The 25,700-nt window shown below is 35.6% G+C and carries 21 protein-coding genes; all 21 read right to left on the minus strand.

Features of this window, described 5'->3' with window-relative positions:
• Positions 1–1,239: lipopolysaccharide biosynthesis protein (locus tag P767_RS16355; RefSeq protein ID WP_172637527.1), on the minus strand; the 1,239-nt coding region annotated here is incomplete at its 3' end.
• Entirely contained in the window at positions 1,220–2,482 is a 1,263-nt protein-coding gene (locus tag P767_RS0107750) for an O-antigen ligase family protein (RefSeq protein WP_026764044.1), read from the minus strand. The genes P767_RS16355 and P767_RS0107750, both read right to left, overlap by 20 nt.
• Positions 2,479–3,243: a glycosyltransferase family 25 protein gene (locus tag P767_RS0107755; protein WP_026764045.1), complete on the minus strand. Its 765-nt coding sequence runs from the start codon at positions 3,241–3,243 to the stop codon at positions 2,479–2,481. Before P767_RS0107755 ends, P767_RS0107750 begins: the two co-directional genes overlap by 4 nt.
• On the minus strand, positions 3,231–4,127 hold the full coding sequence (locus P767_RS16360; protein ID WP_172637528.1) for a glycosyltransferase family 2 protein: 897 nt from the start codon (positions 4,125–4,127) through the stop codon (positions 3,231–3,233). The genes P767_RS0107755 and P767_RS16360 overlap by 13 nt, the downstream gene beginning before the upstream one ends.
• An 11-nt stretch (positions 4,128–4,138) precedes the next feature.
• Positions 4,139–5,185 carry a GumC domain-containing protein gene (locus P767_RS0107765; protein WP_026764046.1) on the minus strand — a complete coding sequence of 349 codons (1,047 nt, stop codon included), beginning with the start codon at positions 5,183–5,185 and terminating at the stop codon, positions 4,139–4,141.
• A gap of 3 nt (positions 5,186–5,188) precedes the next feature.
• Complete coding sequence (locus P767_RS16365; protein ID WP_051417229.1) at positions 5,189–7,648, minus strand: polysaccharide biosynthesis/export family protein; 2,460 nt, start codon at positions 7,646–7,648, stop codon at positions 5,189–5,191.
• A 35-nt stretch (positions 7,649–7,683) separates the two neighbouring features.
• On the minus strand, positions 7,684–9,123 hold the full coding sequence (locus P767_RS0107775; protein WP_157611415.1) for a capsule assembly Wzi family protein: 1,440 nt from the start codon (positions 9,121–9,123) through the stop codon (positions 7,684–7,686).
• Positions 9,086–9,355 carry a hypothetical protein gene (locus P767_RS18680; RefSeq protein WP_026764048.1) on the minus strand — a complete coding sequence of 90 codons (270 nt, stop codon included), beginning with the start codon at positions 9,353–9,355 and terminating at the stop codon, positions 9,086–9,088. The genes P767_RS0107775 and P767_RS18680 overlap by 38 nt, the downstream gene beginning before the upstream one ends.
• Positions 9,352–10,854, minus strand: coding sequence for a capsule assembly Wzi family protein (locus tag P767_RS0107785; RefSeq protein ID WP_026764049.1), 1,503 nt, complete (start codon positions 10,852–10,854; stop codon positions 9,352–9,354). The genes P767_RS18680 and P767_RS0107785 overlap by 4 nt, the downstream gene beginning before the upstream one ends.
• Positions 10,855–10,857: 3 nt before the next feature.
• A complete protein-coding gene (locus tag P767_RS0107790; RefSeq protein ID WP_245586861.1) occupies positions 10,858–12,492 on the minus strand; it encodes a polysaccharide biosynthesis protein in 1,635 nt (544 codons plus the stop codon).
• A 432-nt stretch (positions 12,493–12,924) separates the two neighbouring features.
• Positions 12,925–13,548, minus strand: coding sequence for a sugar transferase (locus tag P767_RS0107795; protein WP_026764051.1), 624 nt, complete (start codon positions 13,546–13,548; stop codon positions 12,925–12,927).
• On the minus strand, positions 13,548–14,702 hold the full coding sequence (locus P767_RS0107800; RefSeq protein WP_026764052.1) for a DegT/DnrJ/EryC1/StrS family aminotransferase: 1,155 nt from the start codon (positions 14,700–14,702) through the stop codon (positions 13,548–13,550). Before P767_RS0107800 ends, P767_RS0107795 begins: the two co-directional genes overlap by 1 nt.
• Complete coding sequence (locus tag P767_RS0107805) at positions 14,699–15,310, minus strand: acetyltransferase (protein ID WP_037351691.1); 612 nt, start codon at positions 15,308–15,310, stop codon at positions 14,699–14,701. The genes P767_RS0107800 and P767_RS0107805 overlap by 4 nt, the downstream gene beginning before the upstream one ends.
• Positions 15,311–15,457: 147 nt before the next feature.
• A complete protein-coding gene (locus tag P767_RS0107810; RefSeq protein ID WP_084799864.1) occupies positions 15,458–16,615 on the minus strand; it encodes a glycosyltransferase family 4 protein in 1,158 nt (385 codons plus the stop codon).
• The gene (locus tag P767_RS0107815; protein ID WP_026764055.1) at positions 16,597–17,658 is read right to left on the minus strand and encodes a glycosyltransferase family 4 protein; all 1,062 of its coding nucleotides are present in this window, start codon (positions 17,656–17,658) and stop codon (positions 16,597–16,599) included. The genes P767_RS0107810 and P767_RS0107815 overlap by 19 nt, the downstream gene beginning before the upstream one ends.
• Before the next feature lie 11 nt (positions 17,659–17,669).
• Positions 17,670–18,755: a glycosyltransferase gene (locus tag P767_RS0107820; RefSeq protein ID WP_026764056.1), complete on the minus strand. Its 1,086-nt coding sequence runs from the start codon at positions 18,753–18,755 to the stop codon at positions 17,670–17,672.
• Positions 18,752–19,960: a hypothetical protein gene (locus P767_RS0107825; RefSeq protein WP_026764057.1), complete on the minus strand. Its 1,209-nt coding sequence runs from the start codon at positions 19,958–19,960 to the stop codon at positions 18,752–18,754. Before P767_RS0107825 ends, P767_RS0107820 begins: the two co-directional genes overlap by 4 nt.
• A 181-nt stretch (positions 19,961–20,141) precedes the next feature.
• The gene (gene asnB / locus P767_RS0107830) at positions 20,142–21,959 is read right to left on the minus strand and encodes an asparagine synthase (glutamine-hydrolyzing) (protein ID WP_026764058.1); all 1,818 of its coding nucleotides are present in this window, start codon (positions 21,957–21,959) and stop codon (positions 20,142–20,144) included.
• 216 nt (positions 21,960–22,175) lie between these two features.
• Positions 22,176–23,252: a glycosyltransferase family 4 protein gene (locus P767_RS0107835; RefSeq protein WP_026764059.1), complete on the minus strand. Its 1,077-nt coding sequence runs from the start codon at positions 23,250–23,252 to the stop codon at positions 22,176–22,178.
• A gap of 201 nt (positions 23,253–23,453) precedes the next feature.
• A complete protein-coding gene (locus tag P767_RS0107840) occupies positions 23,454–24,866 on the minus strand; it encodes a lipopolysaccharide biosynthesis protein (RefSeq protein ID WP_026764060.1) in 1,413 nt (470 codons plus the stop codon).
• Positions 24,850–25,700: glycosyltransferase (locus P767_RS16370; RefSeq protein ID WP_037351692.1), on the minus strand; the 851-nt coding region annotated here is incomplete at its 5' end. The genes P767_RS16370 and P767_RS0107840, both read right to left, overlap by 17 nt.

Consider the following 25,700-nt stretch of genomic DNA (forward strand, 5'->3'; position numbering starts at 1 on the left):
CCTATCCCCCTGTGTGCCTTGCCTCCCACGACTCAGGAGGGCCAGCACACCAGCGTAAATGATCCCCATAGCTCCAAAAATAGGAATAAAAAAATAAGACAGGATTAATCCCAATACGCCCTGCAATACCGAAACAATACTGGGCAGTTTATTCCATTTCAAGGCAGTTAAAAAAACAATTGGAATATGTTCCAATACCAATAAAAGTAACAAAATGCCATAGCCAATAAAAACAGGTAAAATAGTTGATTGATTCAGTTGCGACCATTGTATGAAAATCCATTTCCCGATTGTAAAGAAAACAATGGCTGCGGCCACACATAGCAGCATCATTCTGATGGTTACTTTTTTCAATTGAGATTGTATGGTTGCCCAGTCTTGTTGTACTTCCAGCTGGGCAATGGAAGGAAATAAGATCATGGTGAAATTGCTCAATGCCATTTTAGCCACATCATAGAACCTGGTTACTAAAATATAATGGGCAAGCACCGAAGCGCTCATCAAAGTTCCGAGCAGAACCGCTTGGGCATTAAATACCAGCACCTGTGCCACTGCTGCAATAAAATACCAAGTGGAATACTGCACATGGTTAAGCAAAACAGGAATCTGCCAATACGATGTTGAAATGATAAAAGGTCTTTCTCTGTTTGCGTAATACGATAACAGGAGTACATAAATGATATTTGAAAGGATATAAGCAATAAAGACCCCCAGTAATCCCCAAAAATAGGCAAACGAGAAGATCAATATTGCTTCAATGATTAGCTTTACCATTCTGATTTTTCTGGCCAGGTAAATTTTATTGACCGACTGAATTACTATATCGAACATGGATGAAAGCAAGGTCAGTAATAAGATAAGAGAGAGTAATGCGGCATACCTTACCTGCCCTTCAGGCGATTTTACCCATCCCATTGAAAACAACAACATATATATACTGAATGCAATTGGGGTAATGGCAATAAAATAAAAGAAAGTAACTGAAATTAAAGAAGAAGCTTTTTCAGGCTCGTGAATTAAGCGGCGCAACAAGCCCGTATTCAATCCCAGGTCTGCCACTATGGAAAGTGGAATAATATTGAGGATTAGCAAACCGTAAAGTCCAAATTGGGCTTCGCCTAAATGCTGAATCAAGAAGGGAGAAAGCAATAAAATGGTGAGCCCACTGATTGCCTGAGACAAAAAAGTAGTGTATAAATTCTGCCAGTATTGCCGGTATTTATGCAGTAAGCTTTTCACGCAAGCGATTCTCCTGTTTAATGAGTAAAATACCAACAAATATCCAGAATGGAGTTGCCATTACCGGACCTTCGAAAGAAACGTCAAAACTGGCATTCAAAAAAAGAGAAAACAATATGGCCGAATACAAGAGTGTTTCTTCATTAAAATGTTTTGAAAAAAGGGGTCTTAGAATTAAGACTAAAAAATAAATCCAGGCAAAAAAGAATGGTACTCCATAGCGGGCCAATAAAGTCATACTGTAATTGTGTGGCGACCTAAGTGTATCTCCCGTTTGGGTAACCCCATCACTTACCGACAAATTGATTCCCAGGCCTTTTCCCTGAAGAAAATAAGGGCCTGCAAAGGTATAATCCACAATTGTTCCCCACCAGGTTAATCGCCATACAATATTGTCATTCAGTGTTTTTCCGACTTTCCTGGAATCCCGGTTAAAAATACTGGTTACATTCTCTGCTAACTGCTCTATGCCAATCTTTCTCCCCTGCGTATTGTCCTTAAACTTGGTAGCCGTGTACAATGGCAAGGCAATGAGCAAAACAAGGGGTGCAAATTTTAAATAGCCTAAGTAGAATTTCCCTCTTGGTGTTTTTCGTATTTTATAAAAGTAAATAGCCAAGGGAACAATAAAGGAAAGCATCCCTCCCCTGCTATAGGTAGAAGAAATTAATGCCAGGTACCCTATCAATAAATAATTTAATTGGAGCAATTTGGGATTTGCCTGAATTCGTTGATTTACCATCAACATCAAACAAATGAAAAGATGCACTGCCAGATCACCGTTTTTGTATTCAAAAAAAGGATGATTTCCAATTAATATCCAATAGTTCAATTGAGGATACAGGGTACGTAAAAAAAAGCCAATGGCAACTATAATGGGGAAGTAGGCATATACATTGGCAATTTTTTGCTCCAACACTTGTATTTCATCCATGTATAAAAAAACAATGAACACAAAAAAAGCATAGTTCATTACGAAACTATCCCTGATGGTATCCTGCAGCCCGTAAGGTCCAATGCCTACCAGCGTGTATATCGCTGTAATCAATAAAAAAAGGCTAACCAGTATGGTTTCTTTTCTCCAGATAAATGCATAGGATCGAATATTTTTTAAGAGCACCAGCAGACCCAACAACCAGGTAAATTCTACCAGATACGTATAGGCAATTCCCTTATTGAAAAAGCAATACAGGGCATATACGATTGCCACCCAACTTAAATATAGATTCTTTAGGTTATTCATCTGCAATAACTAATAATGGCATTCCGAATATTCAACAATAGCATTTTCAATTTTTCTTTTGCCGGTTCATGCGGGCGTTCGCCGATGGTGCTTTCGCCGGGGTAAACACTGATTAACTCCGGGAGTATTGCTCCAATCCGAAGGTAATTCGGTGTAATATATCTTTTAAACTCATCCACCGGATGCGCAATCTTGTTGGAACTGGCCAATAAATGACGGGCAGCTTTCTTGTTCAGTGCGTACCCATACCCACCTGAAATGGATTTGATAAAAGGGGTGCCAAAAGCATAACCCTGTTCTAGTGGCTGGCGGGTACTTCGCAATAAGCTGGTATTGCCCAGCCAGGAACCAAAAAAGAATAGATCGTATTGACTGGTAAGCATTGTAAAATGCTTTCGTAGCAGCTCAGGATTTTTGAGTTCACTATCGCTTTCCAATATTAGAAAAGCTTCCGCTTCGCTGGCATTTGATGCTACAATATTTCTCCAGATTTTTCTATTAGATAACAAGATCCCTATCTCCCCTTCCTTAAGGGCGTATCCGGTTCTCTCTTTTGATTTTTGTTGCAAGGCTCTTAAAAAAGGAATATGGATTTGAGAAGGATAGATAGCGGGCACCACCTGAATTCCAGGTAGCTCTTTACAGGTTTTATTTACCCATGCCAACCGATTGGTTTCATGGGGTGATGCAATTAAAAACCCTCTCAGCAAACTTTGGTTGTTGTGTTGATTTATATTGCTATGATGCTTTACGCTTTCCAAATGATTGCAATTTTGGGTAACAAAGGCCCCTGCTCTTTGCCGGATAAAGTTCGGATGATTAACTGAGATATGTCCAAGCATTTCATGGTAGCCGCAAAAAAAGCCCCTCTTGTTTTTTTATAGAAGAGCTGACGGCTTTGCTCGCTCCAGGTAAATTTTTGAAGTCCCTGAAAATTATTGCTCACCACTTGTCCTTCCAGGTGAATAATTTTTACTTCAGGCAACAAGGCCATTCGGTATCCATTTTTTTGAAGTCGATACGCCAATTCTGTTTCTTCGAAATACAGAAAGAAAGCTTCATCAAAAAAGCCCAATTGATCAATTACCTTTTTGCGAATGAATAGGGCGGCGCCAGAAAGATAATCCACCAATTTTATTTCCTTGCTATAATTGGCTCCACCTAAGGCCATGTGCTTTTTAAAATAGGATAGAAATAAAAACTTGGGGCCGCATTCTGCGATGGCGCTTAGGTAGGTAGGGAAATTACCAAAGGCCTGAATGGAGTTGCCCGATACATCAATTAGATCGGCACCGCAGGCAGCTATCTGCCGTTCCTCCTGCTGCTCCATGAATGTATAGAACTGCATGGCTGCATTGCTGCAAAGCAAGGTATCGGGATTCAGTAAAAAAAGGTATTTGCCTTTGGCTACTTTGTAGGCTGCATTATTGCCGGCGCCAAATCCTTTGTTCTGTTTTAAAAGAACCAGTTGTATTGGGGCATTTTCGAAAGCATTGGGAAATTGTTCAATACTGCGATCGGAGGAAGCATTGTCTACCACAATGATTTCATATTGCACACCCTGTGTATGTTCAAGAATAGAACGTACACAATTGTGCAAGAGTGCTACTGCATTATAATGAACAATAATAAAAGATATATCCATCCCCATTCATTTTATTGGGTGGATTTGTAGGTAAAGAAGCTGAATAAGCCCAATCCCATGAAAGTTACTGCCCAGCTTAATAACAATAATTTTTTCCAACCCACCCGATTGTCTTCCAAGGGATACTTGGGCATATCCAATAAATTGATCACCGGGGTTTGAGAAGATAGCGACATTCTGCTGGCTTCCAGGTTTTTGGTAATCTCTGTATAGATGGCGTAGTTAAGTGTTTTTTCTCTTTGGCTTAATTCAGAAGGAACTGCTGCCGATTTAAAGGCCATATTTGCGTCCAGGATTTGCTGGGTTGCTGTTTGATACGACTTGGCATTCAGGATTTGTAAAATGGAATCTGCCCTTCTTTCTAAACGGGAAATATTCTGATTGGCTACCGAGGTTTTAATTTGAACGTAGTAAAGAATGGTTTCGCTTACCACTCTTTCTACAAATAATTTGGGAAAGGTTTCCGTGCGCCCGGAGCTTGTTACCTGAATTATGGTTCCCTTTTTATTTAAGCGATCTACGAATAAATTTTTAGTGGAAACCAACTTATACACTTCTCTAAGTAAACTGTCTTTCAGACGATCGCCTTCTTTATAATTGTAAAAGTTGATGGATTCAATGCCTTCAACACCACTCCATTTTTTCTCTTTGAGTTTCTCGCCTGCAATGTACCAGTCAATTAATCGGGCAGAATCCTTGTTGTTTGCTGGATCTGCTTTGGAAAGCAATACTTTTTCTACAATATTTCGGGAACTGATGATGTCTAAAATATTATCGCCTGCGAATATGCTGTTATTACTGGAAAGGCTGGAAACATCAATGCCAAACTGAGAAGCCAGGCCAGCCAAACCTCCACCCGCAGATTTTTCTTCTAGAATAAAACTGGCCTGCGCTTTATACGATGTTTTCTGAAAAAAATAATAGCCCAATGCCAGGGCAGAAAGCAAGACTCCCGCCAATAAGGCTTTGGGTAAGAGTTGCAATACGGCTCTGATGAATGCACTTAACTCAGCAAGCACATCTTTCATTTGAACAACAGAATTTTTGGATGCTTCCATGAATTATTTGCTGGTATTGATGAGTACGACCAAAATACTGATTAAAGAGGTAAGGCCAGAGAAAATACCTACTACTTCCCCGGTAGATAATTTGGCTTTGGGTCCTTTGTCCGGTACATAAATTTCAGTGCCCGGTCTGATGGCAGGATAAGAACGGAAGAACAAGAAACGCTTGGTGGTTCTTACCTGTCCGTTGGGATATACTACATAGGCAAAACGTCTGGCTGCTCTTATGCTAAAGCGACCGGATTCCTGAATGGCATCTCTGAATCTTATACCATCGTAGTACACAATTTGCTTGGGGACATTCACCGCTCCAAAAGTCTGGATGGTTTGTAGTTTCTTGGGGACTTTCAAAATATCGCCTTCCAATAAGATTAAGTCGTTGCCTCCGCCCGGATTGCGTAACACTTCGTCCAATTGAATGCCTACCAGTTTTTGTTCCCGATCTAACTGCTGAATGGCAGAAGTGTCGGTGGAATTGGCATTGGCCTGCTTACCGCTTTGGGTATTGATTAAATTGGATTTCGTGCTTACTATGGAAGCATCAGAAGAAGAAATATCCTGGTAGGTCTTTCTGAACAATACGGCGCCGCCTGCATAACCCGTCTGTTTTAATCCCCCCGCACGCTTAATGAGATCGGATAATTTTTCGGCATTGCCAGCTAATGTATAAGTACCAGGGAATACCACTTCCCCTTCTACAGATACTGAAATCTGCTCTTTGTACACCGGTGATTTACGAACCGAAACAATATCAAAGGGTTTCAAAGTAAATTGAAGGTCTTCCGGTGTTGGGTTCACCAGATTAATTTCTTTAATGATAGAATAAAGCGTGCTGTCTTTGGACTGAACTCCTGCCGCTCTTACTCTTCTGGATACTTCAATGTTTTGCAAAACCGCCCCGTCTTTGTAGCCTTTTGCCAATAGCACCAGATCCTGCACCGACATATTCTCCGCATAGTCGTATTGCCCCGGTACATTGATTTCTCCATTGATGTTGACAAAGAATTGCTCTCTCAATTCCTGAATGCGATACAGGTGTACAGAATCTTCCCGCTGTAAGGCGATGGGGGTTTTGCCAGACAAAACCTCATTCAGATTGAAAGCAATTACTTCAGGCGTAAAGTCGAGCTTGAGTCTTTTGATGATGCCTCTGTCTATAAACACGTCTTCGCGCGGACGGGCAATCTCTAATAGATTTTTTAAAGTAGGAATCTGGGCAATGCTATAATCTCCGCCATAGTAAACAGCTCCTCTGATGCGTACCCGATTGGCATACATATTGGCCAGAGAGTCTACCGTTAAAGTATCCCCTGAATTTAAATTGAATTTACCGAGTTCTGCAAACGGTACGCTCACCAATTCCTTATTTCGAGTACCCATGCGATATACACGAATCCATTCTTTAAATGCGTGGTCGGCAAAGCCTCCTGCATACCGAATGATATCAGCAGCCGTTTCCTGTTCTTTCACATCAAAATACGCCTGCTTTTTGGTTGCACCTTTTAGCAATACCCGTTTGGTATAAGGGCTGATGCGAATCACGTCGCCATCGGCTAACAATAAATTTTTGGTGAGATCCGATTTTAAGAGAAAATCATACAAATCAAAATGGGCAATGGTTTTACCATTACGCACCAATTGAATATCTCTGAAAGAACCTATTTTATTGGGACCTCCCGAAGCATATAAGGCGTTCATGATGGTGGAGAAAGAAGAGAGTTCAAAATTACCGGGGCGATACACTTCTCCAATGAGGGTTACGCGAATGCTACGCAATTTGGTTAGGGCAATCTGCACATTTACCGCCCCTGAATTGATGCCTGGATAAATTTTCGCCAACGCGGTTTTGAGTTTGGTTTTGGCTTCCTCAATAGAAAGGCCTGCCACTTTCACCGGTCCTAAATTCGGGTAACGGATGTATCCATCGGCAGATACCGTTAGCTTCTTGGTAATATCGGAGATTCCAAACACATCAATGCCCAACTGGTCGTTGGCGCCTAGTACATAATGTTGGGGCGTAGCAATATTGATATTGGGTTCAAAACTGAGTTCGTCGTTTTCGAAGATCTCGTAACCAAATGGATGGTATTTCTGTGTGGTGTCTCTATAATAGCTAGCCACCGATCGGGTTTTAATGCGATTGCGGGGAGAATAACTGTCTTCCGATGAAGATTTTGTCATGCCCCCTGCAGCTCCCATTTCTTTCATCGTAGAAAAATCCAAAGTTGACAGCCTTTTCTTTAGCTGGTTAATTTGCTCCATGCTCAGCCCCTTTTCACGGGCTTTCATTTCCAATTCTAAATCAGAAAGGCCAATTAACTGGTATTGACTCATTAACCCAATGATCTGCTGATCGGTTAAAGACTCAATGGACATATTCGGAATCTGGGCTTGAACTTTCGAAAAAGCTCCAAACAAGCCTACGGCACAAATGAAGAGTACAACTAGTTTTTTCATTGTAACAAAAATAATGATAAAAGGGGGAGTAAACGCTATTTAGTAAAATAGCGGAAGAGCGAAATAGAGAACCGAGTATTGGTTCTATCAGCATCGGAGGGTTGGGAGAAAATCCCATGCAATTTTACCCAGCGATAATTGAGGGCATTGGTATATTGAACAAAGCCAGAGAGTAACCAAGGACCAAAATCCCATTGGGCATTGAATCCATAGTTCATATTGACCCAATAACGATCGGGACTTCCATAACCCAATATACCCGATTGATTACTATAGAGCGAAAAATCATTGTTATTAGCCACCCGATCTATTTGCAATCCAATGCGTTTTTTCCCTTTTACCCAAGCAAGGTTGATGGTTTGACTATTGCCACCTGGTCCTACCGAAGCGCCCATGACTTGACCGTCATTGGTATATCCCTGTGCAATATAGGGATGGGTGTACCAGCTATTGGTTTTGGGGACACTTAAAGGTGATGCTTCATTAAAAACCAAACGAGTATCAGGCAACTGCAATTGGGTAATTTCTGCATTAAGTAGGATATGTCCTTTTTTAGCATCCCCCCCTAATGGTATTAATTTTCTGAAGCCTACCATGAAGCCAGTAGGGATAGTGTCTCCGAACAAATTCCAGGGAGCTGCCCAACGATTGGCCCTGCCGTATTCTCCATATACTTCAGCACCTGATTCAGGCATTTTGTATCGGAAAAACAAGGAACCCAGTCTTGCAGTGGAAGCTTTGTTTTCGTGGGGTAAAAGGATTTCTGAATTGGGATTGATGGGAGCCCCAGCGGTATAGAAATAGCTCATACCTGTAGCGCCAATAAAGAAATTGGGGGTCCATTTGGGATTATAACTGAAAATATATCCCAAGATATTGCGGTTGATATCGGCTTTGGGTTGTATGCCCCCAGCCCAAATATTCTGCATGATGGGGTTGTATTCTTGCGCAAAAGGGGTTTTGATGAGCTGCCCATACAGCGCCTGAAATTCAATATTCCCAAATTTGGTTTCTATGGGTTTGTTCGTATGCAAAGTGGCGTGTAAAAACCCTGGTGCCTGATTAGACAGGACCAGACTATTGCGTAAACCCGGTCCCCACCAAAGATTCTCGGTGGACACTCCGATGCTCAACTTTTTATAATGGTATTTAAGACTGCTTTGCCCTAGATAGAATTGATTGATGGCAGTTGTACCAAAGCGACTCAGGTTGTCCACTTTGTTTTCCATGTACATATAGTACCTGGACCAAAAATTCCCATTGTTGGGATCTCCCGTGAAGGTGCTGGGGTTCTCATTGCTGGCTTGAATGAATTCCGGTTGCACTTGCAGGGTTATGCCCCCCCATTTAACGATGGCTCCAATGGTAAATCGCTGCTGCATGCCCACGGCAGGAATCAGCGTTCCATCATTTTCAGAAATCGTGAGTTGGTCATTTTTATGAAGCGTAACACCCGCTTGCAAGAGTTTGACCAAGGGCCATTTTTTTAAAAGACCGTTCTGGCAATTGATTGTTCCAATAATTGCTGCTACTGCGGATCAGGTAACTATTTTTTTCTGGATTGGTGGAGTCGGCAATTTGATTCAGTCTTTGGATGTCTTGTAGTTGAAGGTCGCTGTGTACCCATTGGGCTTTTACATTATTAGTAAATAATGAGCTCATTGCCCCCCACACTATAAAAAAGAAAACTTTCCTTATTGTTTTCATGGCTTCCCTCCTCTTTTGGGTAATATATAACGGGCATTTATGGTAGCAAATAGGTTAAAGGCATTTCCTTTCTCCCAACCATAATTGGTGGAGTTGACGAATTGAATTTCTCCCGTTAACCAAAAATCATTGAATTTTTTTTGCGCCAAGAACCCAATGGCAACATCGTTCCATTGAATGGGGCGCATGAGTAAGTTACTGGTAGGGCCACCTAGCCCTTTAGGATCCTGCTGAATTCTTTGCAGTTTGATGCCTATGTATTCTTGCCCATTTATTTTTTTGACCTGTAAGGTTTGTACGTTGTTTCCGAAGCCGGATCCTGCTCCCATGATTTGGTTTTGGTAAGTAAAGCCTTGGCTGACTCCCCCATGCACATACCAGTTGCCTGCATTGCGTAGTATATAACTGGGGGTTTGTGCCATCTGGGTAATTTCCCCACTGATGTCTAAGAGTTGATTGTTTTTAATGGGAACAATCTTTTTAAACCCTGCAATCAAGGCGGCGGCGTGGCTAGGATTCACCGCTAAGTCCCTGAAATTTTGTTTGAAATCGTTGTAGCCCCATTCAATGTAAAATTCGGCTTTGTTCTTGGGCAAGATCCATCTTCCAAAAAAACTGAAAGCGCCGTCACTGGGGATAGAAGCAGTGCTTGCATTGGCTTCGGGGCTTGCACCCAATAAAACGGGAACGTATTTACTCAACCCAGTTCTTTTGTTTCGGTCACTTGTATACAAGTGCTCAGAACGGGTAACCCCTAGAAAAATATTGGGCAAAAATTTTGGCTGGTAGGTAATGACGACCCCATTAAAAAAACGGTCTTCGTTTCTAGGGTTGAAGGGCTTTAAAAAACTATTTTCAAAAGCCTTGGTTGTGTCTTCGTTGAGTTTACCGATGACCAATTGACATTCAAAACTACCGATGGGCGTTTGTATGGGTTTATTGGTGTTGAATGTATAATGCAAAAACCCTGGAGCGTTATTGCTCATCATAAGCGAACTGAATTGACCAGGCCCCCACCATAGGTTTTGGGTAGAAGCGCCAAGGGTAATGGGTCCTAGATTCAGCTTTATAGCGGATTGTCCACCATAGAGTTTTGAAAAAGATTTGCCAGCAGCTGATCCATATCCTGCTGTGGTAGCATAGTTAGGATTAGCCGCATAATAGTATTCTGGTTGCAATTGTATTTCCAGAGGACCGTAATTTGCCTTTATACCCGCACTGAACATGGTTTGCAAGCCCTTGGCCATGATCATTCCTTGGTCATTCCATCCGTAGGGATGGTGGCTATTGAATTTGGTGTTGAGTTGGAAGGGAAGGATTTCTAAAACCTTATTTGTAGAATCCTGTTTTGCAACAGGTCTTACCATAAAAGAAGTATTGGCAGAATACTCACCTAGTAATTGCTGTCTTCTGAGCCATTCGTCTTTGTCCAGCCCAAGAAACTGAGCTTTCGAAATGATTGCAATTAAGAGAAAAAAAATGAAAAAGAAGATGCGCATGTATTATTTCATGTTGACCACCGTTGCGGAGCGGGGCTGGTCTAATTTTTCAAATTCGGAATTGTTGCTGATGAATTCGGGGACCAATACTTTCATGGCAGCTACCACTTCAATGACTGATTCTTGATTCTTAGCTGGTGTAATTAATGCTTCAATTTGTAAAGACAAACTATCATATTCTAATGTACGCGTCTTAGCAATTAGAATTTTTTCATGATAAGTAGCCATGGTATTTTCTGCATTATTTAGCAACTCTTCATACAGTTTTTCACCTGGACGAAGACCACTATATTCAATCTTAATATCATCCTCTGGCTCAAGTCCAGATAATTTAATCATCTTACGCGCCAAATCTGCAATTTTTACGGGTTGCCCCATATCAAATACGAATATTTCTCCCCCATTCCCCATGGAACCCGCTTCCAAAACTAATTGGCAGGCTTCGGGAATGGTCATGAAATATCGGGTAATATCTGGATGTGTAACTGTAACTGGACCACCCGCCTCAATTTGTTTTTTAAATCGAGGAATTACAGAACCATTCGAACCTAATACATTACCAAAACGCGTAGTAATGAATTTGGTTCTTGATGTATTTAAGTCCTTTTGAAATTGAATTTCCTGATTCTGGTACAAACTCTGTACATACATTTCAGCTATCCGCTTAGATGCCCCCATCACATTGGTTGGATTTACCGCTTTATCAGTAGAAATCATCACAAAGCGCTCTACTCCATATTTAATTGATAAATCTGCCAATAATTTCGTCCCCCCAACATTGGTACAAATCGCTTCCAAAGGGCTATCTTCCATCATTGGAACATGCTTGTATGCAGCTGCATGATACACAAAATCGGGTCGGTATTTTTCAAAGATTTTTTCAACAAATAACTCGTTTCTTATATCACCCAGTTTTAGTTTAAAATAATTACAACCTAAACTTTCCAACTCCAATTTTAGATCATGCAAAGGAGTCTCAGCACAATCATTTAATATAATTTTTCTAGGCTTGTATTGCAATAGTTGCCGTACAATTTCACTACCTATAGAACCTGCTGCCCCTGTTACAAGAACTGTTTTATTATTTAGTTGTTTAAAAAGTATTTCATTGTACAACTTAATTTGTTCTCTCTCTAATAAATCTTCAATCTTAACATTCTGCAATTGCTTTGTACTTAATTGCCCATTAATCCAATTTTTCAACGGTGGTACAGTAAAAACTTCTATTTTGTTGTCTAAACAAAAATCTACAATTTCATTTTTCCTTTTAGAAGGGAGCTTTGTTGTTGCTATAATAAGTTCATCCACTAAATATTGCTTCAATAAAACTTCCAATTGACCGGATGAAAAAATCTTAATTCCATCAATATTCTTTCCTACTTTTCGGTGATCATCTTCTAAAAATAAGACCATTTGAATATTGGCAGTCATATCGTGCTCCAGTGCCCGTTTAGTTGAAATACCTACATCTCCCGCACCATATATAGCAACTCGCTTTTTTGTAACATTAATGGTCGTGATATATGAAAAAAAATATTTAACGATAACTCTATAGCTACTTAAGGCAACAAATGAAAGCAACATGTTAATTACTAAAACAGAAGCAGGCACCAACTTCATTTGATACCATTGTTGCATGAAAAGATCTAACAAGTAATAACCCACATTTGCGAAGAATACTACGAAGAAGATTCTGAAAGTGTCTTGTAAACCCGTAAACCGAATAATGCCTGCATAAACCTTAAAAAGAGAAAAAAGAGAAACATTAAAGGCCAGTAATATCAGTAAAGTTTGGCCGAATTGGCCTTGTTCAAAAAAATTTAAATTGAATTCATTTTTAATCAAATATGCTAACAGAAAACAAAACGAACTCACCGACATATCTAAAATAAAAATAACCCATCGAGGAATAATAGATAAGTTTTTTATACGTCGTAATTGGTATCGAGTAAGCATTAAAATTATTTAGAAGGATAAACTTAAAAATCTTATATTGAATGTACCTAATTTACAATGTCTTTTTAATATATAATTAAAAATTTCGGATTGATTTTGATTGTGAAAGTAATTCTAAAGGGTTTCCAATTCATTATTAGCCCCTTTAAATTCTTCCATTGTTGCATGACCTTTAGCGTTTATCCCTTCTCTTTTAAAAATATTAAAAATTGTAAAATACAAAATTTTCATATCTAAAAAAAAGGAAATATTCTCAACATATTCAACATCAAGTTTGAATTTTTCCTCCCAGCTTAGAGAGTTTCTGCCATTTATCTGGGCCCAACCAGTTATACCGGGCCTCACATTATGTCTACGAATTTGTTCTTTTGTATAACGAGTTAGGTATTTTGTTAATAAAGGCCTTGGGCCGACTAAACTCATATCACCCTTAAATACATTTATCAATTGAAGTAATTCATCAATCGATAGTGCCCTGATAATTTTGCCTATTTTAGTAAGTCTAAACTCATCTGGTAATAGATTACCATGAATATCTTTTCCATCATGCATTGTCTTAAATTTAAAAATTGTAAAAGGTACACACAGATACCCAGGTCTTTCCTGAAAAAACAAAACTTTTCCTTTGTTGACAAAAAGAAGCAAGATGAAACAAGCTATAATTATTGGTGAAAAAACAAATAATAAAACTAATGATGCTATAAAATCTAGTATCCTTTTAATATAACTCTTGTACATTATTTATTTTGATATATAGCAAAAATATGATCTAAACATTCAAAGATTCGATCAAACTCTTGATCTGTCAAATTTGAGCCGCTAGGCATGCACAGACCTTCTTCAAAAAGTTTGTCAGAAACTCCATTGAGGTAAGCTTTGGATTCTGCAAAAATTGGTTGTTGATGCATCGGTTTCCAGAGAGGCCTTGATTCTATATTATCTTTTTCTAATGAAAGTCTTATCACTTCACGTGTTAATCCGTTATTTGAAATTGGATCTACTAAAATACAAGTTAACCATCGGTTAGAATAATATCCTTGGGGCTCATCTTGAAATTGAATTGAAAATCCGCTGGAATTCCATTTTGAGAAATAATGTACATATTTTTCAAAATTTGCTCTGCGAGCATTAACCCTATCATTTAAAAACTCTAATTGTCCTCTTCCTATTCCAGCTAATACATTGGACATTCTGTAATTATAGCCAATGTGAGAATGCTGGTAGTGAGGAGCTGAGTCTCTTGCTTGAGTAGCAAGAAATCGAGCTTTTTCAATCATTTCTGCATTCTGAGATAATAAAGCTCCTCCACCTGATGTTGTAATGATTTTATTACCATTAAAACTCAATACGCCAAAATCTCCAAATCCACCACATGGATTATTATCAATTTTAGAGCCTAATGCCTCAGCAGCATCTTCAATAACAGGAATACCATATTCATTTGCTATTCCAATTATTTCAAGAATTTTAGCAGGCATTCCGTATAAATCAACGGCAATTATGACTTTTGGCAAATTGCCAATGGACTTTGCTTCTTCGAGTGCACTTATTAATAAATTAGGATCCATATTCCAAGTATCAAACTCTGAATCAATAAAAACAGGAATAGCTCCTTGATAAACTATGGGATTTGCAGAAGCTGCGAAGGTAAAACTTTGACAAAATACATGATCACCATATTTAACTCCTAATAATTCTAAGGCTAAATGCATTGCTGCAGTACCAGAACTTAAAGCTGCTGCATGTTTTATTGATACAATATTTTGTAAGAGTTGCTCAAAAGCATCAACATTAGGACCTAGGGGGGCTATCCAATTAGTTTCAAAAGCCTGTTGTACATAACTTATTTCATTACCCCCCATATGAGGAGATGAAAGCCAAATTTTTTTCATATGTTGATATTATTCATTTTTATAAATTTTGCAGGATTTCCAACTACAACATAATTATCTGGTACGTCATTAATAACAACCGCCCCTCCTCCAATAATGCAGTTTTTACCAATTTTAACATTAGGTAAAATGACAGATCCAGCCCCAATATGAGTAAGTTCTCCAACAGATACATTACCACACAAAGTTGCCATAGGAGAAATATGAACATAATCATTTATTAAACAATCATGATCGACTGAAGCATTTGTATTTATTATACAATGTGTGCCAATTTCAACGTTAGAATTTATTATGCTACCAGGCATAAAACAAGTTCCTAAGCATATTTTCGCCGTTGTAGAAATTATTGAATTGGGATGTATAGCATTTATTGGCTGGAATTTAATTGATTCTGCTATACGTTTACGAACATGATTATTCCCAATTGCAATAAATATACTATCTGAAGTTTTTATGAAAGATTTTGACATTTTAAATACTTTAAATCCCATAAACTCAGAATTGGGTTCAAAGTCATCTATAAATCCATCAATTTTGATATTAGATTTTTGTAAAATTTCTAGCACTACACTCCCATGCCCAGATGAGCCATAAATATAATTCATAGAATGTTTTAAAATTTAGGCTTAGTTATATAATCATTTAATTTATTCAATTCGAAAATCTAATAAATGGATGAAATTAAAACAAAGCAAAGTTAAATTTACAAAAGAGTCAAGAATATATAGACAAGAGCAATTCTTTATCAAAGACTAATCATTGATTAAACTTCGGTAAAATTTATATAAAAGTGGATAGAATTCTGCTTGAGAGTAATTAGTTGTAACTTTATTCCGACAATATGCTTTATCAAATAAATACTCAGTATTAGTAATAGCTCTAAATGCATGTAAAATACTTTCGATACTAAATTTTTCAATAATAATTCCATTTTGGGAATCAATTAGTTCCTCTGTGCCATTGACTGGCGTTACTATAATAGGTAATCCCATAGCACCAGCTTGAAGTAATACATTAGGAAAGCCTTCTCTGTAACTTGGAAGGACCAATACATCACATGAAGCCATAATGAGTCGTATATCCTTTTGAAATCCAAGCAAAAATATTTTTGGGTGTTTTTGCATTACCTCTGCTACATCTAAATCTATATTAGACTCATTCATATCAAAAGGACCGACAATAATCAAATTATAGTTTTCATTATACCTACAAAAGTATTCAAAAGCTCTAACCAATTCATTTACCCCTTTGTCTTTTACAACCCTTCCAACAAACAAAAAACAAAAATCAACATTTGAAATATTGTATTGTCTTCTAAAATTTATTCTTTCTAGTTCTGAAACCGATTTAGGATTCCAAAATATTTCATCAATGCCATTTATGTTGCCATTTCCGATTATAAAGGCTTCTTTTCGCGTTATCTTTTCACTTTTTAAAAGCATTTTAACACCTAAGCTTTCTGCATTAATATGAGTGGCGAAATAGCAAGTAATGCGTTCCATTAAAATCAATAATTTCCTTTTAAAACCAACTTCAGATTCAAATCGCAATCCAGTAACCGTATAAATTCTTATAGGAACGCCAATCAACCATGCTACAATCATACTTAATAAACTTGCCTTTGGCGTATTAGCATGAACAATATCAGGCTTTTCATCTTTGAAGACACGTATCAACCTACTGAAAGATCTTAAATCATGTAATATACTGATTTCACGCTTCATTGGAACTTGAATAACTTTTATACCTTCATCTTCAATGATATCGTGAATTTCATCGCCATTTGAAGTAACAGCAACCACATCAAAATATTGATTCAAAAATCTCAATTGTCCCTTCAATAACAAACTGATTGACATTGGGACCGTTGTAATACGTAAAAGTTTATATTTCAAAAGTGTGCCTCCCATTGAGCTATTATTAAATCCTTTTCAAACTCTTTTAAACTTAAAAAACCATTTCTAACTATAGATTCATAGACTTCATTATTTCGAAGTTCAAGTATAGAAGACACAAAACCTCTTATATCGCCTGGCTCACAGATGAATCCATTTTTTTTATCTTTTATGATTTCAGGTATCCCGCCAACATTTGAAACAACCACAGGCTTGCCGTAACTAATAGCCTCTAGAACAGAAGTAGGAAATCCTTCCAAATAGGAAGGGAGTAAAAAAATATCTATATCACCGAAAAAGGAATCTTTATTACGGATGTAGCCCAACTTATCAAAATTTGCATTTAGACCATTGAACTCAATTAATTTTTCAAATAAACCATTCATTTCATCACGACCAGCATACTTTATAATATGTGGTATATTTTCTCTCTCTAATTCTGCTGATATTTTAATCAAATCAAGATATCCTTTTTTTTCTAAGATATTTGCCAGAATGCCTAATCGAAAAACTCCTGATTTCAAATTGCTTTTAAGCAGGTCACTTCGCCTAGGTAGCTCAACAAAATTATATATTACTTGAATTTTGTTTAGAGGGATTTTCTCTCTTTTATGAAATGCTTGCTTTCCAGCTAAACTATTAGATATCCAAACATCAACACTTTTAGAAGTTAACCGATCAATACAAGTATGGAAAGAATTACGCCAATCATCTGTGCTCCTAATATTTGATATAATACGCTTCACGCCAGCACTCTTTGAAAGAATTCTTGAAATAATTTCTACTCTAATACCAAAATTTAAAACACATTCAATTTCATTTCTTTTGATGAATCTGTAATAGGAAAGTATTGAAAAAGGAAGCCTTAAAAAATTAGACTTAAAATGAAGATGTGTAAATTTAGAATCTGCTAATTGCAACATTGGCCCGGAATTATCTAAAAAAGCCCAATAAATTTTATGGCCCCTATTTTTAAACTCCTTTGTTAACTTAAGAATATTAGTTTCAGCTCCCCCAATATTTGTCGTTGAAAAAAAGAAAAGAATATTACTCATCATTGTCGTGTATACTAATGAAACGCATTAATCTTATCAACAAATTGTTCTATATGAAACTGACTAAGATAAGACCTATGATATTCATTTATTGTAGAAAAATTACTAGAATAAGCCTTACTAATAGAGAAGGCTAGTCCACTGATATCGTTTGGCTCGCAAGTTAAAATTTGAGGTATCTCTAATATACCATCAGCGCATAAAGTTGAGACTACATTGGAATTGCAATACATCATCTGAAGAAGAACATTAGGAAATCCTTCAATTCTTGATGAAACAACACAGACCTTGGCATTCTTAAAATAAGGAAAAACATTGTCAACTTGACCTAATAAAAAGACAGATTTCGTCAACTCCAAATCATGAATCATTTTTTGAAGTATTTGAAACTTTACACCACTCCCTAATATCACTAAACTTAATTCAGGAAACTTTTCAGAAATAATTTTAAAAGCCTCGATTAAAATATCAAACCCTTTTTCATCACGCAAAGAACCCGCCGCTACAATGTACGGCGCTTGTAGGTGTAAATCAACATCAAACTGTAAATTATATTCAATTGATTCGACATTGATGGGATTATGCATGACAACTATATGCATCTTTTTCCCTAGGGATGGCATGTGCATCAACAAATCGCTACGCATAAACTCAGTCTGACAAATTAAATAGTCCACCATTAAATATCCAGTTTTCATGAATATTTTAAACATTACTAATTTAGTGCCAGAATATCTTTGAAATATTACTGTTGACTCCCGAGCTATAAATAATTGGGCTCTCACAATTTTAAGAAATCGCAAAATTCCAATTAAAAAATTAATGTGTGTATGAGATGTGAATACTTTATCAAATCGACGATAATGCTTCACTATTAAAAAAGGAAAAATAAATACTCCTATTATCTCACGTTTAGCGGGTGTGGTATATATATCAATACCATAATTTTTCATTTTTTTAAATAACTCAAGATACCCAAGATTCGTAAGCAAGAAAATAGAAACTTGAGTCCCTCTTTTGGAATACTCTATTGCAATATTAATGAGAAACTGTTCTGCCCCACCCATTAATCCATTCGGTAGTACAATAGCTATTTTCATGAGAATTTATTTACAACAGAGAATTTCAAAATAACGTAAATAAAAATTGCTAGAAAAGAAATTGTAATCAATATGTAATTAAATATGGAATCAAACTTTGAAGATCGTGACCAAAAATAAGCTACTGCAAAAATACTCAAAACTGGAAAAAAAACCATGCTATGACGAGGATCACCAGAGGTATAACTTATCAAAAAAGTCCCTAATATAATTACAATAAAAATGCTTATTGAGAAATTTTTCTTGTTTAGAGAATTAGTACTTCTATTCGTTCTACACTCCTCAGCTACTTTCAAAACAGCTCTAGGAAACAAAAAATACCAAAGCAAAACACCAACACTAATAATAAAATTCATTAAATTAAATGAATAAATTGCAGGTGGAGGGAAAGGAGAAATCCATATATAAATAACAGAAACAATTTTACCCACAACACCCGAATTTTTTAAACGAGTCGCTAAGGAACCTCCTGTGTCAGTTTCAACCCTAAGTTCATCATATAGTTGCGAAAACCTAGATATTGATTCAATTGTTAGTCCGTACTTGAAACTCACGTAGGAATACCCTACTACCAAAGTAATTAATACTACTACAATTATCCCTATTCGAATACGATAATCTTTGGTGTTCAAATAATTGTAGAGCCCAGCAAAAATCATCATGTATAAAACCGATTCCTTTCTTACATTAAAGAGAAGGAAAGCAAGAATTAAAAGAAGAAAAAATTTTCGAAAAACTGAAAAATTTGATACGACAACAAATACAACGATTGTAAAATATAAATAAACGTGTACGTCTCTTAATATTTTAGTGGACTGATAATTTAAAAAAGGGTACATCAAAACAAAAAAAGAAGACGCCCCAGCAATTCGTTCATGAAATATCTTGGCTGCAATTTTATATACAAAGACTGGAATAAAAGATGCAAAAAAAATATTTACCAAATTGACATGAAAAAAAGATATAGAATTTATCCCAATATAATTAATAAATTTTAAATATAAGGATGTTGGGATAACAAACGACTTATAGGGATTATGCTCTTGCAATGCATGCTCAAAGTCATAAAACGAAGGCAAAATCCAATCAAAAAAGAAATAAGAATCATCACCACCCTTATCAAAAAAACTATTATACTGATCTTTAAAAAAGAAAATTTGAACCCCAAAGAAAAAGCATAGCCAAAAAAAGCTTGTGAGATACACTCCAACAAGCTTAGTTCTTATACAAACAAAAGTGCCAAATAAAGCTAAAAAGAAAAAAGAAAAAAAATAGAAAAATCATCTACAACTATTCCGACAAATACTAATGCTGACAATGACAGCAAGAAATAAAAAAAACTAGTTATCCAAAATTTAGAGAGTTCCATTATTAAATCTATATGACCTAACCTTTTCTTCTTTTTAACCAATTAATTAGTACCATTACCTTCCATATATCTGGCGTGTGATTCCAATCTCCATCCATGTGTCTTTTTAAAACCCTTTTAAATTCATCTTTATCAATTAAGTCACTAACTAATGCGAGATTATCATCCGATAATGTTTCGTAAACATATTCTTTTAACTCACCTCGGAACCATTCGCCAAGCGGCATTCCAAATCCGGTTTTTCGTCGTTGAAATAATGATTTAGGCAAATAGTCATACAAAACTTCCTTTAAAATTCGCTTTTTATTTCCAACTTGGTATTTAAAATCTGTTGGAATTTTCCTTACAAACTCAACAACCCTATAATCCATCAAAGGCGATCTCACTTCTAATGAAAAAGCCATACTAGCTCGCTCTACTTTCGTAATGCAATCTCCGTTTAAGTAAGTCTTTGTATCGAAATCAGAAATGACTTCCATTAATGGCTTGGGGTTTTTGAATAAATAATCAATATAAGCTACCTCCTTTTCTTTTTTTGAAATCCAACTTCGATTAAGTCCTTTGAAATATGACAAATAAAACTCCTTTACATTTTTGAGGCGGAGTGCTTTTGCTATTAAAGAGTACCTATGACCCGGTATAATTTCAAATAGGAAACTAACTAAAAGTCGAAATACGTATGGGATTCTATATAGCCATTCTCTTTTATTAACTACATCATAAATATTATACCCCATAAAGGTTTCATCTCCTCCATCTCCAGATAAAGCAACAGTTACATCAGTCTTAGTATATTTAGATAATAGTAAGGAAGGTATTGCAGAAGAATCTGCAAATGGCTCATCATAATATAAATGATAATTACGAATAAAATCAATACCCTCTGTAAATGAGCATTCAATAGTTTTATGGTCTGTATTTAAATAACCAGCAACAGCTTTTGCATATTCGCTTTCATCAAATCCTTCTTCATTAAACTTAATAGAAAATGTTTTTATTTTTTTATCCGAAATGCTTTGTGCGATTGCACAAACCAATGAAGAATCTACCCCGCCCGATAAGAAAACCCCTAAAGGAACATCAGATATTAATCTCTTTTTAACAGAGTCTATCAACAAATTTTTTAGTTCACTTTTTGCAGTAATAAATTTACTTATTTGAGGTCTATATTCTGGCAAATCCCAATACCTAAACGTATTAAACTCTCGTGTATCAAGAAAATATTTAAAAAAATGTGCCGAAGGCAGCTTATAATAATTATGGTATGGGGTTTTCGGTTCTGGTATGTAATTCCAATATAAATACTGCAGCAAAGATTCTTTACATAAAACTGGATCATTACCTATTTCCAAAGCAGATAATTGACTAGCAAACTCAAAACCTTGTTCATCCAAATTGTAATAAAAGGGCTTCTTCCCTAATCGATCTCTTGCACCAAATAATATGTTTTTAACTTTATCGTATATGACAAATGCAAACATTCCATTGAGCATACTAACACATGTTTCCCCGAAAGCTAGGTAACAAGCTGCCAATACTTCTGTATCACTTTTTGTTCGAAAAATATATCCCTTCTGAACAAGCTCTTCTCTTAATTCAATGAAATTATATATTTCACCATTAAAGACTACTACTAAGTTCTCATATTCAAAAGGCTGATTCGATCTTTCATCTAAATCAACAATAGCTAACCTATTATGCCCTAAAATGATTTTTATATCAGTTCCATATTCTTTAAAAGCTGAGTAATCAGGCCCACGATTATTCATCGCTTTAAGTTTGCTCCCAATAACATCTTGATTTAATCTAAAAGTAGAGCCAAATATTCCACACATGCTATAATCTTTAAAGAAGAGTATAATTAATTACAATTCCGAAAACAAACTGACTAAAGAAAGAATACTTTTAAGCTTTAGCGAATAAAAACTAACAATAAATTCAATGTACAATGTAAAAAGCTTAGTATGCTTTTCGTCGATATCCTAACCAATATAGCAATCCTATAAAAGCTAACTAATCCAATATAAAACTAAACATATATTCTGAAAAATTTATTTTTTGCATACATCTTTTATTAAACTGTTCCAAAGTGCCATAATTTTATTAATCTCAAAATCTTGAACCTTTGTTTTGGCGTTCCTTTTAAACTTACTTTGTAATTCATTATTTTGAGATAAAGAATCAATACATTCTTTTAAAGATTCATAATCTTCAGCATTAGCTAATAATCCATTGAACCCGTTTTCAACTACATCCGCTATCCCCATTCCACAATTAAAAGCTATACACGGTAAGCCAGTGGCTGTTGCTTCTAATAAAACATTGGGAAAGCCTTCGTAACGCGAAGGCAAAACAAAAAAAGTAGATGAAAATAAATATTCTAGAACGTTCTTTTTTTTACCAACTAACTGAATTGATTCTCTAGAATCAAGCTGTTCAATCAACCTGTTATACATTTGAAATAGCGGACCATCCCCTACTATTATAAGCTTCCACCCTTGTTGCTTAGATTTAGAAGAGGCAAATGCCTTAATTAATAAATCATGCCCCTTTTCGAAGGATAAACGACCTATAGATAATATCTGTTTATTAGGTATACATATACGATCAAATTGATCAAATTTTTTAAGATCAACAAAGTTGGGAATAACAACGATTTTACTCCCCTTTACAATTTGCTCAAAATATTGTTTCGAATCATTAGTCTGAACAACTAAACTTGAACAATACTTATATACAAAATTTCGTAAAATTAAGACAGCCTTACTAAGTTTATGTTTAAGTGGATTTGTTCTTTCTGAAACTATTATAGGAATCCGAAGTAGAGAAGAGCAGATTGTGGCTACAATATTCGTTTCCGTTAGAAAACTTATTACTACATCAGGTTTACGATTTTTTAAGACTGAATAAGTTTTAATTAGGCGATTCACAAATGAAAACAAAGTATTCTGTTTTTTAGAAACTATTTTATGAACCCGAACAGTTTTTGGGATCGGAAAAAAAAAATCCTCATTTGAATATACAATTAATTCAACGTCATAGTGATTATAAAAGTAGCCAACTAATGATGCCAAGATACGCTCAGCCCCACCGCTACTTAAATGATAAATAATGAATGTAACCCTCATTATTATTAGAAGATTTTGATTGGAGAGTTTGTATTCTTTAGAATCACTATTTTTAAATTATATACTTCTATATCAGAGCAAAAAATTAAACCTAGTTTTAAAGATACATAACCTATAATGTTAGCTTTCCGAATTGAGTTTTGATTCTTTCAAAGACTTGTAAACGGTCACTTTTGTTTATTAAAAGATAAAATGAAAGAACTAGAAAAAAAGGCTATTTAAAAAAGCTAAAATCCCTTGTAAGGCAGTATCTGACAAATAAAATTGATTCAGCAAACAAATCCCATACGCTAGCAGCATAACAAGTATCTTATCGCCAAGATTATACTTAATTGGAAACAATCTAATCCCAACTATGGTAAATAAAATATAATTGATAATTCCACTTATCATAAGTGCATTAGCCGCACCGAAAATACCAAAGCGAGGAGTTAATATTTCAAGGATGATATACAAGATAATGGTGCTAAGAGGATATAAAATTAGATTCCAATAAGTTTTCATTGATAAATCTATTCCTACAGAGGAAATAGTTCTTTGCATCTCAACAAGTAAATAAAAGCATAGTGGAGCTACTACTAATAATCCCTCAGAAAAATCTTTTGAAGCTAATATATTCAAAAAAAGAGGAGACATTATAGAAATTATCATTATCAAAGTTGATATAACAATGATAACAGCGTTAAGAATGAGATTAAATATCCGCTCCGCATCTTTTTCCTTGTATAAACTCAAAATAAAAGGGCCTAAAGCTGTATTGATACTTAAAATAGGTATACCTACAAAAGAGGCAATCCGGTATCCTATACCATAATTCGCAACATCTTCTAAACCTAAATGTTTGTTTATTACATACCGATCTATAGCTGGAACTAATGCAGGAATAAATGCTACTATGACTAGAGGAATACCATATATTAACATTTTTCTTAAGAGTCTAGTTTCAATTTTGAAAACCAGATGAGGCCGAAGGAAAAAGAGGGAGAGTAAGGCAAATACAACTGAAGGAATAACTTGTCCAAGATAAACAGCTTCTAATTTATCTTGCATAAACTTTACAGATAAAATAATAGATATAAAATTTACTAGAATAAATCCGATAGAAAGGATTAAAAATTGCTTTCTTTTAAATGTCCACCTTAGAAGATTTTGTGCAAATCGTATTGGCGTTGTAAAGAAAATTAAAATCATAAGAATAAACAAAATGCCAGCTTGTTTATTATTATTACTTACTCCTAGATATAAGCTTAAAAACTCTTCTTTAAATAAAAACAATAATATTAGAATAAGTCCTGAAACAACTATTTGTGTCCAAAAGGCATTACTCACAACCAACTTTCGTTGGACTACATCATCAGTGTTGTAGTAAAATCTTGCTACAGCACTATCCATACCAAAAACTATGATGGTTGCAGAAGTTGCGAGTATAGGATTGAGAATATCCATATTCCCATACTCTTCCTTTGCTAAAAATCCAGTTAAAACTGGAGTTAAAAAAATTGAAAAAAATTTCGTTAATGCACTTAGTCCACCGTACACGAATGAATCCTTAGCTAAAAACCTAAACTTATCCCATGTATTTGAATTCTTTAACTTTTCAACTTGGTCTTCCACTACTTTTGTTTATAAGTGAGTTAACATGATGCAAAAAGTTATCCACGATATTTTTTTTATACCAGAAAATATTTTGCTGTGCCAAATTTTTAAAATATTCTGGATTATTTATATAATCTATTATACGGTCACAAACTATTTCCGGAGAATTAGCAAAAATATTTGAGTATAAATCAGGATAGTCTTCAGTGAAATCTTCATCAACTCTACTATTCATAATAGGCTTCCCCATAGCTATTGCTTCAATTACAACCCCATATAGATTAAAGCTATCCATAAGCTCTCCAACAACAATATCTGAATGATAAATCCCTCCCATTATTTCCTTCCGACTTTGTAAAGGAAACCAGTGAACATGATCATTAATACCTAGCTCAATGCAAAGAGCTTTCGATTCATTTACTTCAGCACCATATTCAATAGTAATTATACAAGCATTCAAACTAGGATAGAGTTTTTTAAGTAAGGAAAACCCTTTAAACAAAAAATCGTTACCCTTAGTTTCCATTGGATCTAAAGGATTTTTCCATGAATGCCTAACTGGGTGAAAAAGTACAAGATCATATCTTTCTCGCAACTTTTTATACTTACCAAAAAAAGCAAGTTGTAATCCTGACTTACTCTCTAAGTTTGAATATGTTTTCAAGTGAATTATTGGAATAGACTTTTTTACCCGACGTGAGTCTATATTTAATTTATTTATTTTCTCTTCAAGCTTACTTGCTTGCTTTTCACAAATAATTAAACGTGCATTTTTAATACCTTTTCGTTGATAAAAAGTAAAAACTATTCTTTTTAAGAAATTTATTGGATTTTTTGCGAACTGGATATACG

It is taken from the genome of Sediminibacterium salmoneum NBRC 103935, assembly GCF_000511175.1.
Classification (GTDB): Bacteria; Bacteroidota; Bacteroidia; order Chitinophagales; family Chitinophagaceae; genus Sediminibacterium; species Sediminibacterium salmoneum.